Consider the following 24284-nt stretch of genomic DNA (forward strand, 5'->3'; position numbering starts at 1 on the left):
TATATTTGGCGTTGTAACACATATGATTATAAAACGGACATTCTTAATGATCTTAATAACTCTAACCTTGTTTAGTTGTAATAAAAAACAAACAGAATTAGAGTTTGAACAAGCTGTTTTGTATGAAATTTTTCCACAATTAGTAGACTCTTTACATTTTGATATTAGACTCTCTCCACCTCCACCACCAATGCCAATTTTTGATGAGAATCAAAATCTTATTGGAACGGATACAACTGGAATGGCAAAAAAACAAGTTGAGTATGAAAAACGCAAAGCAGAATTACAATCTGACACTAAAACTCTTGTAATTGCGATTATTGACACTACTTATAGTCTTGAAAAAAAAGCACAAAACGAGTTAATAAAACATTTTGACAATATTGAACTTGATACCCTAAATTCAAAATCAAATTACAAGATTGATATTGAAAAGCTAAAAACTAATGGAAAGTGGAAATTTAAACCTCGATCAAATTTTCCAACCGGACGTAGATTATGGAAAGATGAATATGATTTTCATTTAGCAGGAACAACTTGGCTATCTAACATCCGATTTGACAAAACTAAATCTTTTGGAATACTAGAAAGTGGATATGGTTGCGGAGGTTTATGTGGATATTCTGTTAGAGTATTTATTTATAAAAAAGAAGGAAAATGGTTTATTGATGAAGTATTTGTGACGGCAGTTTCGTAAAAGAAAACGTGCTGTAACATCATATATAAAATCAGAGCAATTTAGTACCAGATCAAAAGGTCATTTCCTTTTTGCAATGGCGCTGAATTTTTATAAATTAAACAAGAAATAAAAATGCGCAGATAGATCAATTGGTTCAGGTATACTTGCCTTGCTCCGATTCATATATTTGGCGTTACCCACAATTATGAAAAAAAATAGTTTATTGATATTTATAATCCTGAGCTTTATTAGTTGTGGAGAAAAGACAATATCTGATAAAAGTTTTGAAATAGAAAAACCCGATTTGATGTATGGTGGAATGGTAGTCTCTGCAAACCCATTTCAAATAGAAGGGAAAAATGGAAAGAGATATATCCGTAAAAAAGGTGGTGTCGGCGGAATAAATTTAGCAAACCCAGAAATAAATAAATTATACGGTGCTGATATGTCTGTTACTGATAACACTAAAGCAATACTTCTAATAGATTTCCCATTGAAAAAACAAATTGGTTACGAAATAAAGAATGATAATGGATTTAATAGAAAAGACCTAGTACTTGAATTAAGCAAAGCATATTCTGAAATTTATGCCGAAAAGGATGAATATGGAATTTGTTGTGATGACCTTTCTGATTTGGAATTAAAAATGATTATGGTCTATGAAGTTAATGGAGAAATTTACTTGGAGTCTAAAGTTGAATCGAAAAAGTAACTGTGGGTAACACCATATATGTGATCATAGCAGCTTAGTGATGAATCGAATGGTTCGTGTATATTTGGTAAGGCGCAATGCTTGCTCGAGAGAAAAGTTAGCAACCAATGCGCAAGAAAAATCATAAAACAGGGTAACATTTTGCCTTGCTCCGATTCATATATTTGGCGTTACCACACATCAGAGAAGTATAAAGTTTGAAAATAATTTTTGAAATATTAATTCTAGCATCCCTCCTATTGAGTTGTTCAAATCCGAATCGAAATTTAATAGTAGTCGAAAATGACTATGATATTGATTTGACTAAATTGGACTCTGTTCGAGAAAATTTAAATGGATTTTGGATTCCTGAAAATCAAATTGACTCTGAAGAGATACTTTGGTTAGATTTTCATAAAAAGAAAAATTCAGCGACCTGGGAAACGATACCCTATAATGATGAAATAAAACTGACTGAATCCCTTCCGTTTAAATCTTGTCCGACAACTGTTGAGCTAATAAAACTAAACGGAAAAACTCAAATGGAATTTGTTAGTTTAGGAGGTTCAAACACAACCGAAATTGAATATTTAACTAAAACGAAATTCAAAATAGACGGAATAACATATTTGAGACATAAGGGTTATGAATTTTTAAAAACTTGGAATGTTCACGGATATGAATCTGAAAAATAAAAAACGTGTGGTAACACGATATATGTGATCATAGCAGTTAAGTGATGGATCGAAAGGTTCTTGTATATTTGGTAAGGCGCAATGCTTGCAAAAAGGAAAAGTTAGCAACCAATGCGCAGTTTTTGTCGAAAACAGGGTAACAATTTGCTCTGCCACGACACATATATTAAACGTTGTGCATAATTATAAATGAAAAAGCATCAGATTATATTTGATAAAATAGCTAAACTATTCAAAGAGCAATTTAAAGAAAAGGCTATTATGAGTATTGGAGAGTATGATGATGGCTACTCGGAAAATCATCTGACCATAGAAAATACAGGAGTTTGGATTTCTTGTGATGAGTACGAGTTGATTTTTGGAACAGGGTTTAACCATAGACATTATAATCCGGAATTTGATGAATTATTGGATTATTTAGATGAGTTCCAAAGAATGTTGACAAAACGAAAAAGAAAAACGGATTATTTTAAAGATAATTATTGCTACAAAACTAAACTTGAGGTTGAATCGGCTGATGGCAATTTTCAAGAATTTAGCACTTCTTCAACTTGGTACTTCTCATTCTGGAAAAAAACAACTGAAAAAGTTGCTATCGAAAAACCAATCATTGACTCATTGGAATTTGAAAATGCATTTATCGAAATAAAAAACTATGCACAACACGATATATGTGATCATAGCAGTTAAGGGATCAATCGAGAGGTTCTTGTATATTTGATAAGGCGCAATGCTTGCAAAAAGTAAAAGCTAGCAACCAATGCGCACCTGCCTGCCATCAGACAGGTAGGCAGGGAAAAATCAAAAAACAAGGTAACATTTTGCTCTGCTACGACACATATATTAAACGTTAGGCACAAGCAGAAAAATCTATGACAGAATTCATAAATCCATTTGCAGATAGAACACATTATTATGAACACGCTGAATGGATACACGACCATTTAAGCAATTTTTTTGACGATAAATTGGTTTCTGTATTTCACGAAATTCCAACGTTGGACTTGCATCTGGATGTGTTTTTAATAAAACCTGAAAACTCAACTTTTAATATTCTACTAACTTGTGGAATGAGTACCTTGAAAATGGAAGTGGGTGAAGAAGTAGAAAATCCGACCGAATTGGAATTTGCCGAATTAATGATGTTAATTCCAAAACAAATAGAATTTGAACAAATTTACTCTGGAAAAAACAAAAACGATTGGATTATTTCAATACTTAAACAATCGGCTAAATTCCCTCACTTTTACAACACTTGGATTGGAATTGGACATACATTACAAGCCGAAATGGATATGTCGCCATACTCAATCGAAACCAAATTTGTTGGAGCCTTAGTTCTTCCATCTGTTACATTTGACAAAGAATTTACCGAAATCCACAAAAATGGACGAAAAATAAACATTTATAATGTTTTTCCACTTTACAAAGACGAATTGGAATTCAAAATAGAAAATGGATATAATAAGTTATTAGATTTATTAATTAAAGCAAACGGAAAAGAAGTGTTGGACTTGAATAGAAAAAATCTAATCCCGAAAAGAACACTATGGAATAGATTAACAGGTAAATAAAAATAAAAAAGCCAGTGCCTAACAACATATATGTGTTCATAGCAGCTAAGTGATTAATCGAAAAGTCTGTGTTTATTTACAAAGTCCGCTAAATATAAAATATGGCATTTATAGAAGAAAAGATAAAAGCAAAATATTTATATTTAGCTAAGTAATAAACCGAAACGAAAGTGCCTATCACCTGCCCTACGTTTCTTATACTAGACGTTACCTACAAGCCAAAAAATTATAAATGAATAAAATATTAAACCTTCTTATTCTGACTTTTGTTATCTCAAGCTGTAATGCTCAAGACAATCTTAAAGAATACTACTATCCTATTACCAATAAAAAAGAAGTCAATATTTACAAATATCAAGATAAAAATGACTCTTCAAGAGTTGAATATTGGAAAGTCACAACCGACCCAAAAAAAAACGAAATTTTGACAGAGTCCTTTACTACTGATTTCTCTCTTTATAACGTCTTTAAAGAAAAAATAACGGAAAAAGGAGCTGAATTAATTGATTACAAAGATTATCAGAAAAATGACTCAGGGAAACTAATCGAAATTCAAGCTAAAATACTTAATAAAGACGTTTATATCTGGAATGGAGAAAACAAATATCAGTATTCTGTTCAGTATAAAAATAAATATGGCAACGAACAATTTATAAAAGACCGACAGAAAAAAGGGTTTGAGAAAATTGATGTTAATGGTACTGAATATTCAACAGTCAAGTTTTTGGATGAATATGTTATAAAACTTCTTGATTCAAATGAAATCTATGAATTTTATCAACTAACTTTTTACTCAAAAGGTAAAGGAATGGTGGAATATCGAAGATATCATCCAAATGGTGCCATAATCGAATTAGAGTTAATGGAAATACTTACGCAAGCTGAATTTGAAAAATTAAGTGGAAAGAAAAGCCAGTAGGTAACATCATATATGAAATCAGAGCAATTTAGTACTAGATCGAGAAGTCATTTCCTTTTTGCAATGGCGCTAGATTTTTATAAATTGAATAAGAAATAAAAATGCGCAGATAGATCAATTGGTTCTGGCTTAATTGCCTTTCTCCGATTCATATATTTGGCGTTACCATTCATTTAAATAACTATATTAAAAATTTGATATTAAAATACTCTTAAATGATTATCGATCTAATTCTTTTGTTAACAATTTGTCTTCCATTTTATTTTATTTACAACAGAGTTTTTCAAAGATTAACGACCAAAAAACGATTGGTCATAGCGTTGTTAACGTTTACTTCTTCTATTATTTTATTATGCTTTGTTGTTTTTCCTTCAGATTATTATCAATGGAATAGTTTTAAAAAAGAAAAATGGAATACACACGCTGGAAAGAGGTTTAAAATGTCTAAAGATTTGATGAAAAATCATATAAAAATTGGCATGCATAAATTCGAAATAGTTGATTTACTAGGAGATGGAACTGATACTTTTAAATTTAGAGATAGTACCAATCTATATTATTATTTAGGGCAGACACCTGGGATTTTTAAATTAGATCCAGATTTTTTAGCAATACAGTTTAAGGATTCTTTGGTTGTTGATTTCAATCAATTCGAAGACTAAACAGTCAAAACTCAAATAAGAATCTATAATTTCAACGAAAATTAAAAATCAATGTATTGGCTAATATAAAATAACAAATGGTAACACTATATACGTGATCATAGCTGATTATTGATTAATCGAATGGTTCTTGTATTTTTGCAGTGGCACAATGCTTGCAAAAAGGAAAAGTTAGCAACCAATGCGCAAAAAAACCGAAAAACAAGGTAACATTTTGCGCTGCTACGACACATATATTAAACGTTACCCAACATTGAACAAATTGAATTATAAAATAGGACATATACTTCTGATCTTAACAATTTCCATATTTGGATTATTGATCTTCAGTTGCGTTGAAAACTCAAAAAAAGAGGAAAAAGAAATTAAGGCTGAAAATATAATGACAGAACTTAAAAAATACAATTTGCCAGAGTATTTTAAGGAACTACATAAACAAGAACTGACTTTCTTGAAAGAAAATGTTTTTTATGGACTTTCAACAATGAATAAAAATGATAAAAAACAATTTTCTTTTTCTAAGGCAGATTTCAAAATAGTACTAGAACGTGTTGAAAAACTGAATATTGGAATTGATTATATTGACATTTATAAAGGTGAAAAATTAGTTCTATCTGAATTTCCAGAAGATTACAATCTCAAATCTGACAACCCAAAATGGTATAAATCGGTGTTTGAAAAAATCACTAGTGATCAAACTGAATTGAAATTTAATGCTACATACGAACTTCCTGATAATATTATAAATGAATTAATGAAATAACGTTGGGTAACAACACCTATGCGATAATGCGGGGTTTTGGTTTAATCGAAAAGTTGTTGATTATTTGGTTTGTCGCCAAAGATTTAAATTTAGTATTTTAGAAAAGATAAAAACAAAACATAAACTTTGGCTAAGTGCTTCCTCGAAAACCAGTGATTTTCTGCTTCCGCACTACGCATAGCTAAACGTAACACATTTGAGAAAAATAATTTACATATTAGTTTTAATCGGACTTTTTAGCTGTAATGAACCAGTTAAAAAAGAAAAAGTGGTAATTGTGTCAAGGCTGCTAGCGGTTTATGAATTTGACACTATTTCGCGCAAAAATGAATATAAACTGACAATAAAAGATAAGGACAGTTTCATCCGATATGAATATCAGAATCTAGTTGATTCAACTAAAAATATGGCTTTTCATTTTGTAAAAAAATCTAACAAAATCCATTTTGGACCAACGGAATTTGAGCTTGAAGAGAAAAACGTAATCAAACGCAAATTCCTTTTTGACAGATATGAAACTGAACCAATACCAGACGGGATGGGTTCAATTTATTTTAATCAGGAGTATGGAATTTTAGGATTTGATAATGGTTGGGGAATGCAATTTCACTATTTATCGGACGAAAACAAGGAACAGTTTGACTTGCCACTATTTTATAAAATGGAAGACTTAGATTAATAAAAAACGTGTTACAAGCGGTGTATAAAACATAGCTAATAAGTGCTAAATCGAAAGGTTTGTGTATACTTGTGAAGACCGCCAAATTTTTAATTTGGCTTTTAAGAATCGAAAAATTAAAAACAAAATATAAAAACTCGGCTCTGTGTTAATCCGAAAGTTAGTGTCTTTTTGTACGCTACGTTTCATACACTAGACCGTTGTATAGCATTGAGATAAAGACATCTAAAAAATGAAGAATAGTCACAAATTAGTACTTAATTCAAATGAAGAATTTGAAAACCATTTAAGAAATTGTGTTCATTGGAATTCAACTGATGTCGGTCAATATGATGTTATAGGAATAACTGGTTTGCTTTCTGCTCTATTGGATAATTTAAATACTCGTTGTCATCAATCGGAATATGAAAATTTGAGAGAAATACTATCTAATCAGAATTTAGAATTTTTAAGAAAATTGCTAAATGAAAATTAATCTTCTTGTTATACGAACGGATAATCCGGAAATTTTAAAAACTCAATATGAAAAACTTGGTTTCAACTTTGATTATCACCAACACGGGAATGGACCATTTCATTACGCATCCGAACAGGACGGATTTGTTTTTGAGATTTATCCCTTAACTAAATCAATGGGAAAGGCTGACAACTCAATAAGACTTGGTTTTGAAATTCAAGAATTGAATGCTAAAATTATAGATTTAGAAAATTCTAATTGGAAAATAATATCAGAACCTAAAGAAACTGAATGGGGTTTGACTGCCTTAATTCAGGATTTGGATGGACGGAAAATTGAATTAAAAAACAAATAAAACGCTCTACAACAACACCTATACGATAATGCGGGGTTCTGGTTTAATGGAATGGTCATTGCTTATTTAGTTTGTCGCCAAAGTATTAAATTTAGTGTTTTAAAAAATATAAAAACGAAATATAAACTTTGGTTTTGTGATAGTTCGAGGGTCAGTGACTTTCTGCTTCCGCACTACGCATAGCTACACGTTAGCACACATATCAAATGAAGAGTAGAAAATGGATTAAATATATATCACTGGTGGGATTACTCATTCTACTTGGATATATATTTATACTATTTCAATATGGCTCAATTGATATCCAAGGAACTATAAATACTGAATATCATAAAATTGAGAATTCATCTGACAGGATAATTGAAACTGATTTTTTCAAACTCAGAGCTCCTAGCAATTGGATCCATATATATGGTGGTTATGGAATTGAAGGGCATTCTTATGGGGTTTTTCAAACCAACAAAGGAGTTATTCACTATGAATATGGCCCTTTTACACCTTTGTATGATAATGACAATGAAATTTATGAATACAAAGTAGAAAAGAAAAACATAAATCGATTCCGAATTAATATTGCAAAAAATAAACAGGGAGAAATCGGAATTTGTATTCCTTTTCAAAACGAAATGCGGAATTCTCTAACTCTATATATGAGTAAATCGGTTTCGAACAATTTAGATGAAATAATTAAGGGAATTCGAGAGCTGGAATTCAAATAAAAACGTGTGGTAACACGATATATGTGATCATAGCAGCTCAGTGATGAATCAAATGGTTGTTGTATTTTTGGTAAGGCGCAATGTTTGAAAGGAGTAAAAGTTAGCAACCAATGCGCAAGAAAAATCAAAAAGCGGGGTAACATTTTGCGCTGCTACGACACATATATTAAACGTTGTGCCTAATTCTAGAAACTTATCAAAATGAATAAAATTGATCTCCGAACGTATAAATTGTACTATAAATATGACGGACAAGCGGAATGGGAAGAAGACTCTAGAATAAGAAAACCTAAAGATGTTTACGAGGGAATAGGAAATGACTTTCATATTATTGGTACAATATCTAACAATTTATTTATGATCAAATCTGGATTGTATAGTGTGGAACTTATGGAAGGAATGAAAAAAGAAATTGACGAATTAAAAATAAATTTGACGGACGAAGTATATGAATATATAGAACGGAATGAAAAAATCTATCCTGAACCGGAAAAGAACTTTTTCCAACGTTTGTTTAAATAAAACTTAATAGAATAATCCTAAAATGACATTGAAAGAAACTGTTTTATGGTTATCATCAAAATCCATTGAAGACAAAATAATATTTAGTGAACTATTACTTTCAGATATGACCGTTATGAATAGGGCAATTTGGAATGATCCAGAATCAACTGATAAAACTAAGGTTGAATGTTTAAAATGGTCTAATGAATTAGCTCATAGAATTTGGAATCTAATATTTGAACTGAAACGTGGAAAAGATAATAATTCAGAAAAATCATTAGCTAACAACATTAGGTTTTATGGAAAACAATCTAAAAAATTAGCTAGACATTTGGGCGCTACGGTTAATGAAACAATAGAAAGGTTTAATTACTTTAAGAAAAAATAAACGAATCACAACACGATATATGTGATCATAGCAGCTAAGTGATCAACCGAAAGGTTGTTGTGTTTTTGGTTAGGCGCAATACTTGCAGAAAGAAAAAGTTAGCAACCAATGCGCACCTGCCTGCCATCAGACAGGTAGGCAGGGAAAAATCGAAAAACAGGGTAACATTTTGCTCCGCAACGACACATATATTAAACGTTATACACAATAAAATCAATTAGTTGAAAATAGCAGAATTATCTAAAGAAATAAGGGATTTACTGGAGCATCTTGACGCTCCCCAAAGACTTACTAAACATCTAACTATTGTTAATTCAACCGCTTTTCATATAGTTGAACAATTAAAAACTGAATGGCCAAACTTGGTGTTAAATGAAAAAGAATTACTATTTGGTGCATCAACTCACGACATCGGAAAAGCCGTAATTACAGATGAACTATATAAAAAAGGTAAAAAACACGAATCTGAGGGATTTAAAATACTAAAAGAACTCGGCTACAATGATGAGGAATCAAGGTTTACAGTAACTCACGGGAATTGGGAGATTTCGAATCTGAAAATAGAAGACCTTATCGTATGTTTATCTGACAAAATTTGGAAAGGAAAACGAATAAATGAATTAGAGGAACGGATAACGAACAAAATTTCAGAATTAACCGAAACGGATTATTGGGATGTTTCAATCAAATTAGAATTAATTCTTGAAAAGATTGCTATTGGATCTGATGATAGAATTGCTTGGCAAGGAATATAAAATAATGTGTATAACAACATATATGTGATCATAGCAGCTAAGTGATGAATCGAAAGGTTTAAGTATTTTTGCTATGGTGCAATGCTTGCAAAAGGAAAAAGTTAGCAACCAATGCGCACCTGCCTGCCATCCGACGGGTAGGCAGGGAAAAATCGAAAAGCAAGGTAACATTTTGCTCTGCTACGACACATATATTAAACGTTGGCAACAATATCACAAAAATTTGGAATTGGTTCGTTTTTGGTGTAAATTAGCATCAAATTATATTTCTCATGGCTAGACAGAGCATATCTTTCACGCGACCAAATGATGAATGGTTAAAGACGCAAGTTGATAATCAAGAGTACTCAAGTAAAAGCGAACTTGTTAATGACTTAATTCGTCAAGCTAGAAATCAACAAATCGAAATTGATTGGATTAGAGCTAAATTGGAAAAATCAGAAAATAGCGGATTTACCAATGATAGCAAGGAACAAATCTTAGCACAATCCAAGTCTAAACTTAATGACTAAGTATAGATTAAGTAATGACGCAAAAGATGACCTGATACGCATTCATCGTTACGGAATTAAAAAATTTGGAGTTCAACAAGCGGACATATATTTCGAAACGTTTTTTGAATATTTTGACATTATAGCCAAAAGACCTTATTCATTTGAATCTGTTGAATATATTAAGAAAGGGTATCGGAGATGTGTCTGTGGTTCGGACAGTATTTACTACAAAATCAATAATGATACGGTAGACATAATGGCGATTGTCGGAAAACAGGATTTGAAAAATATACTCTAAACTGCACGCAAAAATACTGTTGCCAACACAACCTATAAACAATACGGGTTTCAGTCTTAAACGAAAGGTTTGTGTATTTTTATGAAGTCCGCAAAATCTTTTGGATTTTGCTTTGGACAAAACAAGAAAAAACAAAAAGATTTTGCTATGTGCGTGGCGGAAAGCAAACGCTAGTTTACTCCCGTACTGTTCATAGCTCAACCGTTAGCACCAACTAAACCCACTTATTGGATGCTAGGAGAAATTAAAAATAATACTGAAAACTTATTCAAAGCATATCCTGAATTGAATACTGGAGTCAAAGCATCAATGTCCGAATACAAAAATATCAAGTGGAGTGTAAGAAGAAAAATATCGAAATGGTATCTAATGCTATTAACTGAATATCCTTTATGTGGACTTGATATTGGAATTCCATTTAATTATGGATGGGAGTCTTTAAAAAATAAAGAGATAGCTGAACTTCCGCTATTGAATACCAAATTGAATAGTTTTGATGATATTGAGTTCGACGCTACCGAATCTTTTCCTGGATTTGAATTAATTAAAAAAGGTTTTATTTGTATTGCGCCTGATGAAAACTCAAGTGGAGATGGATTTTATATAAAGGCAAAAGAAAAAAATCCAAAAGTGATTTATATTTATCACGATTGTGGGGCAAATTCAAAGGAATTAATAGGCTACTCTCAATTAATTGCGAATAGTTTTACGGAGTTTCTTAGTATAATAAAACCACCCGAAATAATTGACGATTGGATGAGCAGAAATAACTTGACAGATTCTGATATATAAAAAACGAATACACAACATTTTGTATAGTTCATTTGCTCCCTTTGGGAAGCAAACGCACCATACAATCGACGTTAGACAACATATGAAAAAAATCTTATTGATAATTTTAATCGGATTACTAACAATATCCTGTAAAAGCCAATCCGGCAGAGTAGAAAATGATCTGTATGGTTGTTTAATGGATTCTTTAACAGATACTGAAAAAGAAAAAACAGGAATAATTCTATCTGACTTTGAACAACATTTAATAGATAAAGGGATTTTAGAATCATCAAAACCTGAAAGCTACTGGAATCTTTATAATAAAATGGCTACAACTGAGGTTTATGATTTTTCAAATGATTTCAATCTTTCCGAAAAACTGAGTTTTTTAGATAGACAAAATCCAAGTGAAAATCAAGGATTTCTAGATTGCCAAAATAAAATATTTCAATCAGAAAAATACTTAAAATCTAAGCTATATAAATTCACTGAGGAATTACAATCTTTAAAAAACCATAGAATTACTCCTGTAATAATTGCTAAAACAACTATTAAATATTTAACTGTAGAAGATTTTGAATTGGATTATAATAGATTTGGCACTTTGATGTTTATAGAGAATTTGAATTAAAAACGTTGCCTAACACGATATATGTGATCATAGCAACTAAGTGATGAATCTAATGGTTCTTGTATTTTTGGTAAGGCGCAATGCTTGCAGAAAGTAAAAGTTAGTAACCAATGCGCAGACCTACCTGCCATCCGCCAGGTAGGCAGGAAAATCGAAAAACAGGGTAACATTTTGCTCTGCAACGACACATATATTAAACGTTGTACAACATTTAAAAAAACAAGAAACAAACAATAATTATGGATGATGAATTACTAGATCTTTTTTCGGAATTTCCTTCACTAAATGAAGAGGAAGTAAAAGCAATTTCAGAAAACATTGTAGTAAGCACATTTAAAAAAGGAACAATCTTATTGAAAGAAGGTCAAGTTTCAAAAGAATGTTATTCCGTTTTAAAAGGATGTATTCGACAGTATTACATAATTAATGGAGATGAGAAAACAACAGCGTTCTTTATTGAAGGTGAAGCTGTAGCTTCATTTTCAAGTTACGTAAATCAAATTCCATCTAAGCATTATTTAGTTTGTGTTGAAGATTGTTCATTAACAGTTGGAACTAAAGAAAAGGAGATAGAAATGATTTCAAAGTTTCCAAAACTAGAGCCCATAATTCGTTCAGAAATGGAAAAAAATGCTGGTAAAGCTCAAGAAGAGCTTTCATTTTTTATTACATCTTCTCCTGAAGAACGATATATTAATTTAATACAAAATAGACCCAAATTACTTAATCGAGTTCCTCAACATCAAATTGCTAGTTTTCTTGGTATTAAGCCCGAGTCATTAAGTAGACTTAGAAAAAGAATTCTATCTAAGTAAGAATAGACATTATTGTCACTGTTGGGGATCGTATAAATAGATAGCTGCAGCTTTAGCCATTTTTGTCTGATTGTGACCCACACCAGGAATAATTACTAGTTTCCAATTGAATTTCGCATTTAATATTGTTGCCATTTCTTTACTGTCATTATAAAAAAAAGTTCCTCTTGCTAATCTATGTGTACCTTGCTTATCTGTAGTTTTTGACCTTAAAAGTTTACCTCCCTTTTCATCTTCATTATCCAATTCACCAAGAAAAACTACTAACTTTTTTTTGAAAGATTTTTTTAAACCTCTCTTTGTAATACCCGAATTTTTTATTCCATAAGGAAGGGTAGTATTCATGTTAGAAAGTGTATATGATCCAGCATTAGAAGCAAGAATACGATTAGCTTTTGAATTAGGATGAATCAAAGCAAATCGATGCAAAATTTGCCCGCCAGCAGAATGTCCGAACATATCATATTTTTTTTGCCTAGATTTTATTGATTTTTTGACAATCATAAAAATTCGATCAAAATCAGGATAAATCCATAGACTTGCATCTGTATTTGGTTTAAATTTTACGACATCCTCATCCATAAAAACTTGATTGGAATTCTTTTTAAAAGTAATCCCATTTCTACTCCCTAAATTCTCGACCAAACCTCCTAAATGATACCCTTCATAAGCATATTGTTTTTCGGGATATGATGGAGAAAGTATCAATACATTATACTTTTCTGAAGCTTCTATCCAAGAATCGCGATAATCATCTCCATTTCTTCCTGCTCCAGGAATAACCATCAAAATTTTTGATTTAGACGTTAATTTTTTTGGCTTATGATAATACACAGTAATAGTATCATTCTCATGTCCCTTACCTCCTTTAATGAAGAAAGAGCCTGAACCTTCATCAATTTTTATTGTCCCTAATGAGTTTTTTTGTGCATGTATACAATTGATAAATCCAATACATGCTATTGTAATATAAGTTAGTATTTTAATATTCATAATTTGTTACCTCATATTGTTTTTATTTGATTGATATTCGGATTTCTAAAATTTATCTTTTTAATCAAAAGCCAAAATGTAAATGCCAATTCACCTAGAACGGCAGCTACAAGTAATGCAGTTGTTAAATAAGAAATGACGTCATTATTAATTAAGAGTAATCTTGCCAAACTATCGCCAGCGTAACCTATGCTGCCAATCATCATTAGTATTCCTAAAATTTTAGGAAAATAACTAGACTTAAATACTAAATAGCCTAGAGTTACTAAATGAAGTCCAAAAAATAATTGCCAAATGTATTCTCCAAACTTATGAGCTTCCATAAAAATAAGGACTACCCAATTCAACTCATTACCTTCGATCCCAATAAAATAACCTGTTTTGTTTAAAATTAATAATGGAACTAAATAATTGATAAGGTTTATTCCCATAATAAAACTCATCGCTAATCTTGCAAAAGTAGCAACCAAAGCCATTGTAGCGTTCACAGATTTAAATAATCTATAAAGCATTACTGTTAGTAATACCTCAAATATTAAAACAAAAATATCACCTGCTATGCCTAAACGAAACAAATCGATATGATCAATAATATTTTGAGTCGTCATCATTCCATCACCAGAAACAAAAATCTCGTTTGGCATATAACCAATACTAAAACCTCCAGTTATTGCAATAAGTAAATAGATAAGGCCTGTAAGTTTTAAATACGATTTTGAACCTACTTTCATTTTTAAAACTTTCATTTTAATTTGTGAGTTTCTTTATCATTTCTTGAGCATAAGAATTGTTTGCATCAAGAGCTACAGCTTCTCTGAAAGCAACTAATGCATTTTTAATATTTCCTTTGTTATAATAAGCCTGTCCCAAACTATCCCATAGATTACTATCGTTTGGAAATAGCTCTATATTTAGTTCTGCAAACAATATTGCCTTTTCAAACATATAGTTCCTTGAGTATAAACCACTCAAGCGATTTAAGTAGAACGGTTTCGCAATTTCGGAACCAAATTGTTCGATAATTTTTGATTCCAATTCAGCTAATGAACCTTTAAATTTTTCCGAATACTCCAAAAGCGAACTCACAAAATCAGGTTCAATTGGTTTTGGCGTATATGCTTCATCAAATAGCATTTTATCGACCCACCATCCAATGCCTCCAATTTTTGTAGTAAACGCATTTGTGCCATAAATAATTAATACATCTTCCTTTGGAAACCATCTATAATCATAGAAAAAAGTCCCATTGCTTCCATCATGAGCTATCATTTTAGTATTTCTAGGTGATTGGAAAACCACCCATCCATAAGAATAATAACTGGTCTCTCCTTCAAATTCAAGAATATAAGGTTTGGTCATTTTCTCAACAAGTTCATTAGATAACACATTATTAGATATTAAAGCTTGATACCATTTATACAAGTCTTCTTGAGTAGAATGGATTCCACCATTACCTTTTACAACCCAAGAAACAGCATTATCTTTTTTATAACGCTCTAACATAGTACCAATGTTCATTACATTATAACTATAACCTTTAGCAATAGACATATCGCCCCATTTAGGTAATAAATAACCTGTATGTTTCATGCCTGCTGGCATAAACAAATATTGATTTAAATATGATTCATAAGATTGTCCTGATACTAATTCAATAATTCGCGATAAAATACTATAACCAGCATTAGAATATTCATGCTTTGTTCCAGGTTCATGAGTTAGTTGTGTAGCAAAAAGTTCGTTGAAATAATCTTTAGTGGAGATAATGTCAAAATCACTCTTTCCAATTGCTCTAATTATTCCAGCTGAATGTATTAGCAATTGATGAATTGTAATATTCTTTTTGTCTTCAGGAAGATTATCGAAAAACTTACTTAATACGTCTTCTACTTTTAACTTTCCTTGCTCCTCTAATTTTAGAATAGCAGCTGCGGTAAACTGCTTCGACACCGAACCAATATCAAAAACTGTAGTTGGCGTGTTTAAAATCTCATTCTCCTTATCAGCAAAACCGTATCCTTTATTGAGGAGGGTTTTTCCTTCTTTATAAACTAAAACAGTTCCAGTTAACCCTTTAGAAACACCTTTAGTTAAATAATCGTCTATTCTTTGCTTGATTCTATCATCTTCTTGAATTGATTGTGATATAACCATCTGAGCAGTTAATATAATCGGCAAAAAGAAAAGCATTCTTTTTATATTTCTCATCTTATATAATTTAATCGTACAAAATTGACCTTTAAATCATACATATTCATTGACTTTAGTTAAGAAGTGAAAGACGGATGAAAATAAAAACGTTGTACAACAACGTGTCCTATGAAAAGCCCTAGTCCAGTTCTCTAAAGTTAATTAATATTTTCTTTTTTTCTTAAACCACCTTTTTTCTTTTAATATAACTTGCTCCGCATCCTATATGTGATCGATTCTCTTTGCGAAACGTCACAAGCATCTGTATGATTATAAGCTATAATAAACTCGGTCACTTGCTATAAAAATGTAATTCTAATTTCTTAGATCACCTACGTTGTTTTGTAATACGAGCTTGACTACTTTTTGTGAGCTTTGTTATTGTTCTTTTTTCTTTAGTTCTACTTATTCCTGTGTTATTCTAACACTCCTATCGTATAGGGAGCCTCAGTTTTTATAACAGCTAAGGTTCTTCTGAGCAGCTTTCTAGCTACTTTGATAATAATACTCTTTACGTTCTTACCTTGATGTTTACGATAGTAGGACTGCACCACAGGGTCAGCACGTATAGCCTGCCATGAAGCTTCCACAAAATAGGAACGTATCAAACGGTGTGCTCGTGGAGTGATACCTATTATCCGTGAATTACCCCTACTTTGATGCATGCCTGGTGCCAAACCTACATAACCAGCCAAGTGCTTCGCACTATTAAACCAACGTAAATCTCCTAACTCTCACAAAATACCACAGGCTACTATGGCTCCAATTCCTGGTATGCTCCTAAGCAACATATAATCTTTCTTATAATGCGTCTTGCAATATCTTCTTAGTTGAGTTGAAACATCCCGAAGTTCTTGATCCACAAAACGGAAGAAACGCATCCGACTATCCAAGGTTGCTTTGGCTGTAGGGTGTGTAAAAACCATATCATCTAACCATTTACGGTACTTATGACTCCAGTGATCATTATCGAACTCCTCTGGCTCTTTAATACCAAAATACAATAACTGTATCTTGATATAGCTCTTAATCCTACAAAAATCCTTCACAAGATCATTTCTGCGTTTAAATAGACTACGTAGTTGCTCTCGCTCGATATCTGGAACCACAATACTCTCCAAACGACCATCTTTAAGTTCTCTTGCGATGAGCTGTGCATCTATCTTATCAGTCTTGGTGTGACGTTCTTTGCCTTTTCTATGAATATCCGCTGGATTCACAACCAAACTACGCCAGCCATAACTCTCAAAACAACGGTGCGCATAATAACCACAACAACCCGCTTCATAAGCTGTTGTAACTTCATGACCTGACAAATGTTTGGAAACATAAACTCGTAATTGCTCAGGATTAGGAGACATACTGAATGGCTTGCCAGAAAATAAATCTGTTGCACAATGAATTTTCCAACTTCGTTTGTGAATGTCGATGCCAATGAATAGCTTTGGATGGGCAGTAATTTGAATAATCATATCTTTAATTTTTAGTTCATTTTAAAGATACTCGACTTACTGCTTTTTCATCGATGCTATAAAACATAGCTAATAAGTGCTAAATCGAAAGGTCTGTGCTTATTTATAAAGACCGCCAAATTTTTAAATTTGGCTTTTAAAACAAAAAAAGTAAAAACAAAACATAAAAATTCGGCTCTGTGTTTATCCGAAAATGTAGTACATTTTTACACGCTACCTTTCATACACAAACCGTTCTACACCATTGACACGAACTAAAATACATACTACAAAGAAACTTGAAAAGTTAGTCAAGAAACTAATCTCGACTGACCAAAATTCTGATTGTGGAAAACTAGGGAAATGGAACGCTACGGTTTTTTATGTGAAACGAAAAAAATGTTGGCTGCTTACCAATGGACAAACGAAATACAACGTTATCTTAACGGATATCAAATCATCTGACTTGACCAGCATAGAGTCTATATTCAAAGAAGCTTTCTATGGACAACTAGTTTACGATGGAATCATATTGGATTTTGAACTCTTGGACTCTATAATCGGACAATTAGAGTTTTTATCAACGGATAATGATAGAAAAACAACTGGTTTTCAAAATCATAGATTACAGGACTTGGACTGGTGGAAGTATGAATTTGGGAGTCTTGAAAATATGCCGATGAAGGAATTGACAAACCGAATAAACATGAGTCCGATTCACATGGGTAAAAGTCAAAAAATGTCGGACTACACAGACTCAATTCGGGAAATGAAAAAACTGTTGACGGAATAATAAACGGTGTAGAACAACATATATGATGTCATAGCAGTTAAGTGACGAATCGAATGGTTATTGTATTTTTGGTAAGGCGCAATGCTTGCAAAAAGTAAAAGTTAGCAACCAATGCGCACCTGCCTGCCATCTGCCAGGTAGGCAGGGATAAATCGATTGGTTCAGGCTTGCTTGCCTTGCTCCGATTCATATATTTGGCGTTAGCAACAATTAAACTAATCAATATGAAAGTTACAGTCGAAAAAAATGAAAAGGTTGCCAATATGATATTTGCATCCATTTATCCTCTTTACCTGAATAGACTGGAGAAAAATGGAAGAACAAAAGAAGAACTCAATCAAGTAATTAAATGGTTCACTGGTTTTGATCAAGATGCTTTACAAGCACTTATTGAAGAAAAAGCAACCTTTAGAACATTTTTTCAAAAAGCTAAAATACACCCAAATGCACACTTGATTAAAGGAGTCGTTTGTGGTTATCGAATTGAAGAAATAGAGGATGAATTTGAATTGTATAAACAATGTAGACGTATGGAAAAGCTGATTGATGAATTAGCAAGAGGTCGTAAAATGGAGAAAATTTTGCGTGAAGAAAAAAAGTAGAAAGTGGTACTAACAAAATCTAAACTGCATCAAAACACAGTTTGGTCAAAACGTTGTAAATCATTTGAAAAATAAATGAGAAATTTATTAATAGTACTTTTTGGAATTATACAATATTATAACTGTTATGCTGATGGGGGAAATGCTTACAGGTATAAAGTGGAAGCTAAATTTAATGGCTCTATAAACCTTACAGGTTATGTTTATCATTACACATATCGGGAACCTTATAATTCTAAAAAAACTTCTTTTTGTGATTATTTTCATAGTAATTTTAATAACACATTCATTATTTATACAGAAGTAAAATCTTTAAAATTAAGTGAATCATCTGAAATAGATTTTGCGTTAAATTCAAATAAAATCACATTTGATATCAAAGAAATACTAGATGTTTTTTTAATTAATAAACTTGAATTTCCTGTTGGAGATAGGATTCATATCCTAGATTCTAAAGTTGATTATGAATATTTACAAAAAGTACCACTAAATATAGATTCTGTCTATATCGAATGGATGGAAAATTGTAGTATCACATTAATAAATTGGTCAGCTAAAAACAACATATCCAAAATAAAAAGTGAGGTTACTAAAGAGGTTAATGCATTTCATGATATAAAAAATGATATTCTTGATAATGAAATAAACTCATACTATTCTAACTTAAAAAAAGAGTTATCAACGAAAAAAATAATCTTTGTTTATAGCTGCGAAGCTTTATAAAATTAAGACAACCGTTTACAACATTATATATGTTATCATAGCAGCTAAGTGATGAATCGAATGGTTGTCGTATTTTTGATAAGGCGCAATGCCTGTTCAAAGAAAAAGCTAGCAACCTATACGCACCTGCACGCCATCCGACAGGTAGGCAGAGAAAAATCAAAAAACAAGGTAACGTTTTGCACAGCCGCGACACATATATTAAACGTTGTAGCTCATTAAATAACAACCCAATATTCATATACGACGATTCAGAAGAAAAACATAATTAGACTCAATAAGTTATTGGAACTTGCAAGCGTCAAATTAAAAAAACAAATTATGAAACCAAAAACCCTATGTCTAATTGGATTATTTTTTTTCGTTACCAGTTACATATTTTTTTCCCAAGGTTCGTTAAGTGAACAAAAACATATTGATTTAGCTCACTGGTTTAATTTGATTGGAGCTGTACTACTAATCAATTTTAATAAAGTATTTCCAAAGAATAGACTAAATTCCATTGCATCAGTTTTGACAGCAATAGGAGTTATTGCCCACATTGGACTTTGTACTATTGATTTTATTATGTGGAGCTTCGGAAATGATAATGTCGGAAGGAATGACTTAAGTGAACAAATTAGTAATACACCACTAATTCTATATCCATTTGTGATTATCGGACCATCTTTCCTTTTTATTGGACTAGCGGCACACGCTTTGAATTTTATCAAAATAAATCCTATTAGTTCTCTTATGGTAATAATTGGTGGGCCATTTGTTGGACTCTCATATTTTATTTGGAATAATGGAATTTTAATGTTAATCAGTTGTATTATTTTTGCATCTGGATTAGGGATACTTCTATACAGAAATGAAATACAAAATGTAAAGAATAACGAGCTACAACAACAAATATGATGTCATAACAGCTAAGTGATGAATCGAATGGTTATTGCATTTTTGGTAAAGCGCAATGCTTGCTCAAAAGAAAAATTAGTAATCACTGCACCTGCCTGCCATCCACCAGGTATGCGGCGATAAATTGATTGATCAAGGTGTACTTGCCTTTCTTCTATTCATATATTTGGCGTTGTAAACAAGCTGAAAAAAATCGATAAATAATGAAAAAGACTTTAAATGATTTAACTAAAGAGGATTGGAACACACTTTTTCCAATTGAATTGGTTAATCATAATCCCGAATGGAAAAATATTTATGAAAACGAAAGGAAAAGAATTATTGAAAAAGTCGGGAATGAAACAATCTTGCGAATAGAACACTTTGGGAGTTCTTCTATTCCGAGTATTAAATCAAAACCATATATCGATTTGATGATTGAAATATCAAAAGAAATGTTATTTGACGAAAATCTAATCGCAAAATTTACAGAATTAGGGTATTCGCATTTTGTGGTTCCAGCCAGAGAAAATATTGAGGCATACTCTTCTTTAGGAAAAGGATATAATGTGGATGGAACAAAAGAACAGATTTTTCATATTCATATGTGCCCAAAAGATAATGTGATGTGGAAACAAATTGAGTTTCGGAACTTCTTGAATTCTAACCCCGAAAGAGCGAAACAATATGAAAATCTAAAAATAGAATTAGCCACTAAATTTAAAAATGACAGAGGTTCTTATGTTCTTGGAAAGACCGATTTTATCAATGAAACTTTGGACATAATCAGCAGAAAGGCCAGCGCACAACAAGACATATAAAATCAGAACAAAGTTTAGTGCTAGATCGAAAGGTCATTCCTTTTTTGTGATGGCGATAGATTTTCATAAATTGAACCTGTTATCTGCCAGGTATACAGAGATAAATCGATTGGTCAAGGTGTACTTGCCTTGCTTCGATTCATGTATTTGGCGTTGTCCTTAATAATTGAAAATGATAATTGAAACGGAAAGATTGATTTTGAGAGAAATGGTCATGGATGATGCTCAGGATATGCTCCGGCTACATTCAAATCATCAAGTTCAGAAGTACACTGGAGAAAATATTATTACTTCACTGGAAGAGATTAATAATAAGATAAAAGAATTCCAATCCAGAGACAAAAATCGTGGATTTGGTAGGTGGGTTACTATTCTAAAAAAAGAGAAGCAATTTGTAGGCTGGGCAGGTTTAGCATATTTGCCTGAATTTGATGAAGTTGACCTTGGTTATAGATTTTTACCTGAATATTGGGGTTTAGGTATAGCAACGGAAGCATCTCATGCTATTTTGACTTATGGATTTGAATCTCTCAAATTGAAGAAGATAATTGCAATTGCAATGAAAGAAAATAAATCATCGATCAAAGTAATGGAAAAAGTTGGTATGGAATTCGACAAATTTGCTCCCTATGAACCTGGCAGTGAAGATGCTGCCTGGTATTGGTGTAACAAAAAACTTATCATAAAAAATAAAGCCCATTAAAATGCACCTTACTCAAACTGTCAGGTAATATTTAAAACGACATTTATGAAACCAATTACAAAATTGTACTTAAAGACCTTTTTATTTACAGGAATACCATATGGACTAATTATGCTGGGTTTTGATTTAGCGGATGGCGAAGGATTTAGATTATGGAAATACTTATTTATGACTTTCTTTTTTGGAATTACTATGTCTTTAATTTTAGTGTCTTTTCATCAATACAGACTTAAAAAGAACGGAATTCAGGAAATTTCCAATGATAACATAAGAGTAAATCAATCGATAAATCTGAAAACAGGATTGAATAAAACGGACCTCATTAAAAAATTAAAAACCGACCCAATTATTGGAAAGATGAAGATGAAGGAAATTGAAAATGGAATCTTATTAAAGTCAGGTATCTCTTGGAAATCTTGGGGCGAAGAAATCAAAATTATGCTGAAATCTGAAAAAGAAAGTGATTTTGAATATATAATTTCAAGTAGTCCGAAATTAAAAACAACGTTAGTAGATTATGGAAAAAACCTTGAAAATGTATACCGGATAGAAAACGTAATAAAAAACGTTACCTAACGCTATATATATGTCATAGAATAGAAAGGTCTTTGTATATGTATGATGGCTCAATATTTACTCGAAAAAAAAACAGCAACCAATTCGCAAGAATAATGGAAAAATAAGGTAACATTTCTGTCCCTTACGACACATACTTATAACGTTGTGTGCCATATCCAAACTAACGAATGGAAAAAGAAAAAATATTAGAATTAATAAAAAAAGCTGAAAGTCTTACTCCTAAAAAAGTGGAGATGGATTTAGAACCAATAGATGGATTTCCAGATGTTCCTAACTGGCACAAATATGAATCTGATATATGGAGAATTGGAGAGGAAATAAGACAAATAATCATTACGAAAAAAACATTAAGAAAAGACGAAGAAATAAATGACTTAATTATCAAGTTTTGCCTGAATAAAAACTCAAAACGAGGAAGGCAATCATTTATATTATTGTTAGGATATAAGCATTTATCTAAATATGCTTCTCAATTGATTAATATGATTAATGACAAATTTGTAAATGGACAAATAATTGATACGGTATACAAAATGCAAGCAGTAGGATTTGAAAAAGAAATTAGACCATTCTTGACTGACAAACATATCTGGATTAGAAAATTGGCAATAAAATATATAGAAAAATACGGTACACAACGCGATGTATAAAACATTAATGGTAAGTGATAAATCGAAAAGTTAGTATTTTTTTTTGCACGCCACTGCTCATACACAAAACCGTTATAACCAATTAAACTAAAAAATATTAATGGGAACTTGGGGAACTGGAATTTCATCAAATGATATTTATGAAGACATCAACTATGAGTTTTTCGAACTCTATAATGACGGAATGGAAGTTATTGACATTACCAAGAAACTTATTGCAGAAAACGAAGAGTTAATTGATTCTTACGAAGATCAAAACAACTTTTGGATAACAATTGCTAAATGTCAATGGGAATGTAAAGCACTTGATGAAGAAATTTATCAAAAGGTTAAAGAACTAATTGAGTCTGACAAAGATATTGAATTGTGGAAAGAACTTGAAGCTTCTAAATCAGACTTAACCAAAAGAAAAAAAAACCTAAATCACTTTTTAACTAAAATTTCTGAAGACAAAAAAAGTGCTAGAAAAAGAAAAAAGAAAGTATCTCGGAATGCTATTTTTGAGAAAGGAGCTTGTTTGATTTTTAAACTATCTGATGGAGATTATTGTGGCGCATTTGTACTTGAATCCGAAAAAAACACGGAACTTGGGTTGAATCTTATAGTTACCACAGATATAAAAAAAACAGATAAACCTACCTTGAAGGATTTTGAAAAAGCCAAAGTTTTATTGGCTCTAACTCAACAAATGTTGACCGAGTATGTCCCAAAAGAAAAAATCAACTGGTATTACGCTCAACATTTCAAAAAAACAGAAACTGAATTCGAAATTATCGGACAACTAAAAGTTGACAAATATTATTACTCTTCCAAAGACTATCAAAGTTTTTCTAATTGGGATAATCTAGTACTTTTTCAAGATTCTTTTTACTCAGACTATGAAAATAATAAGTGTAATGTAAATGTAAAATTGAGCAGCTTAAGAAAAAAAACAAAATGGCTATAACAACATATATGAAATCAGAATAAAGTGTAGTGCCAGATAGAAAGGTTATTTCCTTTTTGCGATGGCGCTGGATACTTAGTCGGGCTGAGCACAGGCTTTTAT

The 24284-nt window shown here is 31.6% G+C and carries 33 protein-coding genes and 1 pseudogene; 29 read left to right on the forward strand and 5 right to left on the reverse strand.

Annotation, left to right across the window (positions count from 1 at the left end; genetic code table 11):
• The first annotated feature begins 46 nt into the window (after positions 1-46).
• The 20 genes from Q0975_RS15450 to Q0975_RS15545 all read left to right on the forward strand — a co-directional run bounded on the left by Q0975_RS15450 (position 47) and on the right by Q0975_RS15545 (position 12852).
• Positions 47-697, forward strand: coding sequence for a hypothetical protein (locus tag Q0975_RS15450; protein ID WP_299438253.1), 651 nt, complete (start codon positions 47-49; stop codon positions 695-697).
• A 187-nt stretch (positions 698-884) separates the two neighbouring features.
• Positions 885-1391, forward strand: a complete 507-nt coding sequence (locus Q0975_RS15455) for a hypothetical protein (protein ID WP_299438255.1) — start codon at positions 885-887, stop codon at positions 1389-1391.
• Between the two features lie 197 nt (positions 1392-1588).
• The gene (locus tag Q0975_RS15460; protein WP_299438257.1) at positions 1589-2065 is read left to right on the forward strand and encodes a hypothetical protein; all 477 of its coding nucleotides are present in this window, start codon (positions 1589-1591) and stop codon (positions 2063-2065) included.
• 189 nt (positions 2066-2254) lie between these two features.
• On the forward strand, positions 2255-2755 hold the full coding sequence (locus tag Q0975_RS15465; RefSeq protein ID WP_299438259.1) for a hypothetical protein: 501 nt from the start codon (positions 2255-2257) through the stop codon (positions 2753-2755).
• A gap of 182 nt (positions 2756-2937) precedes the next feature.
• The gene (locus tag Q0975_RS15470; RefSeq protein WP_299438260.1) at positions 2938-3639 is read left to right on the forward strand and encodes a suppressor of fused domain protein; all 702 of its coding nucleotides are present in this window, start codon (positions 2938-2940) and stop codon (positions 3637-3639) included.
• A gap of 232 nt (positions 3640-3871) precedes the next feature.
• The gene (locus tag Q0975_RS15475; protein WP_299438262.1) at positions 3872-4558 is read left to right on the forward strand and encodes a hypothetical protein; all 687 of its coding nucleotides are present in this window, start codon (positions 3872-3874) and stop codon (positions 4556-4558) included.
• A gap of 215 nt (positions 4559-4773) precedes the next feature.
• Positions 4774-5220 (forward strand): hypothetical protein, encoded by a 447-nt coding sequence (locus Q0975_RS15480; protein ID WP_299438264.1) that lies wholly within the window; start codon positions 4774-4776, stop codon positions 5218-5220.
• Positions 5221-5482: 262 nt separating this feature from the next.
• A complete protein-coding gene (locus Q0975_RS15485; protein WP_299438266.1) occupies positions 5483-5983 on the forward strand; it encodes a hypothetical protein in 501 nt (166 codons plus the stop codon).
• A 196-nt stretch (positions 5984-6179) separates the two neighbouring features.
• Positions 6180-6662, forward strand: coding sequence for a hypothetical protein (locus Q0975_RS15490; protein WP_299438268.1), 483 nt, complete (start codon positions 6180-6182; stop codon positions 6660-6662).
• A 232-nt stretch (positions 6663-6894) separates the two neighbouring features.
• Positions 6895-7137, forward strand: coding sequence for a hypothetical protein (locus Q0975_RS15495; RefSeq protein ID WP_299438270.1), 243 nt, complete (start codon positions 6895-6897; stop codon positions 7135-7137).
• Positions 7127-7474, forward strand: coding sequence for a hypothetical protein (locus tag Q0975_RS15500; RefSeq protein WP_299438272.1), 348 nt, complete (start codon positions 7127-7129; stop codon positions 7472-7474). Before Q0975_RS15495 ends, Q0975_RS15500 begins: the two co-directional genes overlap by 11 nt.
• A 206-nt stretch (positions 7475-7680) precedes the next feature.
• The gene (locus Q0975_RS15505) at positions 7681-8193 is read left to right on the forward strand and encodes a hypothetical protein (protein WP_299438273.1); all 513 of its coding nucleotides are present in this window, start codon (positions 7681-7683) and stop codon (positions 8191-8193) included.
• 201 nt (positions 8194-8394) lie between these two features.
• Complete coding sequence (locus Q0975_RS15510; RefSeq protein ID WP_299438275.1) at positions 8395-8715, forward strand: hypothetical protein; 321 nt, start codon at positions 8395-8397, stop codon at positions 8713-8715.
• A 22-nt stretch (positions 8716-8737) separates the two neighbouring features.
• Positions 8738-9085, forward strand: a complete 348-nt coding sequence (locus Q0975_RS15515; protein WP_299438277.1) for a hypothetical protein — start codon at positions 8738-8740, stop codon at positions 9083-9085.
• 221 nt (positions 9086-9306) lie between these two features.
• A complete protein-coding gene (locus Q0975_RS15520) occupies positions 9307-9840 on the forward strand; it encodes an HD domain-containing protein (RefSeq protein WP_299438279.1) in 534 nt (177 codons plus the stop codon).
• Positions 9841-10112: 272 nt separating this feature from the next.
• Complete coding sequence (locus Q0975_RS15525) at positions 10113-10352, forward strand: CopG family transcriptional regulator (protein ID WP_138660197.1); 240 nt, start codon at positions 10113-10115, stop codon at positions 10350-10352.
• Positions 10345-10632: a type II toxin-antitoxin system RelE/ParE family toxin gene (locus Q0975_RS15530; RefSeq protein ID WP_209406395.1), complete on the forward strand. Its 288-nt coding sequence runs from the start codon at positions 10345-10347 to the stop codon at positions 10630-10632. The genes Q0975_RS15525 and Q0975_RS15530 overlap by 8 nt, the downstream gene beginning before the upstream one ends.
• 231 nt (positions 10633-10863) lie before the next feature.
• The gene (locus tag Q0975_RS15535; RefSeq protein WP_299438283.1) at positions 10864-11424 is read left to right on the forward strand and encodes a hypothetical protein; all 561 of its coding nucleotides are present in this window, start codon (positions 10864-10866) and stop codon (positions 11422-11424) included.
• A gap of 82 nt (positions 11425-11506) precedes the next feature.
• Positions 11507-12037 (forward strand): hypothetical protein, encoded by a 531-nt coding sequence (locus tag Q0975_RS15540; RefSeq protein ID WP_299438285.1) that lies wholly within the window; start codon positions 11507-11509, stop codon positions 12035-12037.
• 239 nt (positions 12038-12276) lie between these two features.
• Positions 12277-12852 (forward strand): Crp/Fnr family transcriptional regulator, encoded by a 576-nt coding sequence (locus Q0975_RS15545; protein WP_299438287.1) that lies wholly within the window; start codon positions 12277-12279, stop codon positions 12850-12852.
• A gap of 15 nt (positions 12853-12867) precedes the next feature.
• On the opposite strand, the gene Q0975_RS15550 is transcribed toward Q0975_RS15545, so the two are convergent.
• The 5 genes and pseudogenes from Q0975_RS15550 to Q0975_RS15570 form a co-directional block, all read right to left on the reverse strand.
• Positions 12868-13845: a hypothetical protein gene (locus Q0975_RS15550; RefSeq protein WP_299438289.1), complete on the reverse strand. Its 978-nt coding sequence runs from the start codon at positions 13843-13845 to the stop codon at positions 12868-12870.
• An 11-nt stretch (positions 13846-13856) separates the two neighbouring features.
• Positions 13857-14591, reverse strand: coding sequence for a DUF4386 domain-containing protein (locus Q0975_RS15555; RefSeq protein ID WP_299438291.1), 735 nt, complete (start codon positions 14589-14591; stop codon positions 13857-13859).
• Between the two features lies 1 nt (position 14592).
• Positions 14593-16053: a serine hydrolase gene (locus tag Q0975_RS15560; protein ID WP_299438293.1), complete on the reverse strand. Its 1461-nt coding sequence runs from the start codon at positions 16051-16053 to the stop codon at positions 14593-14595.
• Between the two features lie 398 nt (positions 16054-16451).
• Positions 16452-16757 (reverse strand): annotated as a pseudogene (locus tag Q0975_RS15565) (transposase); the annotation flags it as partial.
• A gap of 12 nt (positions 16758-16769) precedes the next feature.
• A complete protein-coding gene (locus tag Q0975_RS15570; RefSeq protein ID WP_299438295.1) occupies positions 16770-17507 on the reverse strand; it encodes a transposase in 738 nt (245 codons plus the stop codon).
• A gap of 244 nt (positions 17508-17751) precedes the next feature.
• On the opposite strand from Q0975_RS15570, the gene Q0975_RS15575 reads away from it, so the two are divergent.
• From Q0975_RS15575 to Q0975_RS15615, 9 genes are all read left to right on the forward strand, one after another.
• Positions 17752-18279 (forward strand): hypothetical protein, encoded by a 528-nt coding sequence (locus tag Q0975_RS15575; protein ID WP_299438297.1) that lies wholly within the window; start codon positions 17752-17754, stop codon positions 18277-18279.
• Between the two features lie 224 nt (positions 18280-18503).
• Positions 18504-18881 carry a DUF2200 domain-containing protein gene (locus Q0975_RS15580; protein WP_299438300.1) on the forward strand — a complete coding sequence of 126 codons (378 nt, stop codon included), beginning with the start codon at positions 18504-18506 and terminating at the stop codon, positions 18879-18881.
• Positions 18882-18956: 75 nt separating this feature from the next.
• The gene (locus tag Q0975_RS15585) at positions 18957-19604 is read left to right on the forward strand and encodes a hypothetical protein (protein ID WP_299438302.1); all 648 of its coding nucleotides are present in this window, start codon (positions 18957-18959) and stop codon (positions 19602-19604) included.
• 321 nt (positions 19605-19925) lie between these two features.
• The gene (locus Q0975_RS15590; protein ID WP_299438304.1) at positions 19926-20504 is read left to right on the forward strand and encodes a hypothetical protein; all 579 of its coding nucleotides are present in this window, start codon (positions 19926-19928) and stop codon (positions 20502-20504) included.
• A gap of 203 nt (positions 20505-20707) precedes the next feature.
• Positions 20708-21304 (forward strand): GrpB family protein, encoded by a 597-nt coding sequence (locus Q0975_RS15595; protein ID WP_299438306.1) that lies wholly within the window; start codon positions 20708-20710, stop codon positions 21302-21304.
• A 172-nt stretch (positions 21305-21476) separates the two neighbouring features.
• Positions 21477-22007 (forward strand): GNAT family N-acetyltransferase, encoded by a 531-nt coding sequence (locus Q0975_RS15600; protein WP_299438308.1) that lies wholly within the window; start codon positions 21477-21479, stop codon positions 22005-22007.
• A 45-nt stretch (positions 22008-22052) separates the two neighbouring features.
• Positions 22053-22583 carry a hypothetical protein gene (locus Q0975_RS15605; RefSeq protein WP_299438310.1) on the forward strand — a complete coding sequence of 177 codons (531 nt, stop codon included), beginning with the start codon at positions 22053-22055 and terminating at the stop codon, positions 22581-22583.
• Positions 22584-22753: 170 nt separating this feature from the next.
• The gene (locus tag Q0975_RS15610) at positions 22754-23236 is read left to right on the forward strand and encodes a hypothetical protein (protein WP_299438312.1); all 483 of its coding nucleotides are present in this window, start codon (positions 22754-22756) and stop codon (positions 23234-23236) included.
• A gap of 100 nt (positions 23237-23336) precedes the next feature.
• Positions 23337-24182 carry a hypothetical protein gene (locus tag Q0975_RS15615; RefSeq protein ID WP_299438314.1) on the forward strand — a complete coding sequence of 282 codons (846 nt, stop codon included), beginning with the start codon at positions 23337-23339 and terminating at the stop codon, positions 24180-24182.
• The last annotated feature ends 102 nt before the right edge of the window (positions 24183-24284 follow it).

Source organism: uncultured Aquimarina sp. (assembly GCF_947500065.1).
Lineage (GTDB): Bacteria > Bacteroidota > Bacteroidia > Flavobacteriales > Flavobacteriaceae > Aquimarina.